General features: G+C 55.0%; 1 rRNA gene. It reads left to right on the top strand.

The features are described 5' to 3' along the window. Nucleotides 1–691 (top strand): 23S ribosomal RNA (locus ABLV04_RS08400); the annotation flags it as partial. Nucleotides 692–714: the final 23 nt, after the last annotated feature.

A 714-nucleotide genomic window follows, 5' to 3' on the forward strand; every position in this document is an offset into this window, starting at 1 on the left:
CGGGGTTGCGGACAGTGTCTGGTGGGTAGTTTGACTGGGGCGGTCTCCTCCCAAAGCGTAACGGAGGAGCACGAAGGTTAGCTAATCCTGGTCGGACATCAGGAGGTTAGTGCAATGGCATAAGCTAGCTTGACTGCGAGCGTGACGGCGCGAGCAGGTGCGAAAGCAGGTCATAGTGATCCGGTGGTTCTGAATGGAAGGGCCATCGCTCAACGGATAAAAGGTACTCCGGGGATAACAGGCTGATACCGCCCAAGAGTTCATATCGACGGCGGTGTTTGGCACCTCGATGTCGGCTCATCACATCCTGGGGCTGAAGTAGGTCCCAAGGGTATGGCTGTTCGCCATTTAAAGTGGTACGCGAGCTGGGTTTAGAACGTCGTGAGACAGTTCGGTCCCTATCTGCCGTGGGCGCTGGAGAATTGAGGGGGGCTGCTCCTAGTACGAGAGGACCGGAGTGGACGCATCACTGGTGTTCGGGTTGTCATGCCAATGGCACTGCCCGGTAGCTAAATGCGGAAGAGATAAGTGCTGAAAGCATCTAAGCACGAAACTTGCCCCGAGATGAGTTCTCCCTGAGACTTTAAGTCTCCTGAAGGAACGTTGAAGACGACGACGTTGATAGGCCGGGTGTGTAAGCGCAGCGATGCGTTGAGCTAACCGGTACTAATGAACCGTGAGGCTTAACCTTACAACGCCGAAGATGTTTTGGCG

The sequence above is a fragment of the Klebsiella sp. JN_Kp127 genome, from assembly GCF_040062505.1.
Classification (GTDB): Bacteria; Pseudomonadota; Gammaproteobacteria; order Enterobacterales; family Enterobacteriaceae; genus Klebsiella; species Klebsiella quasipneumoniae.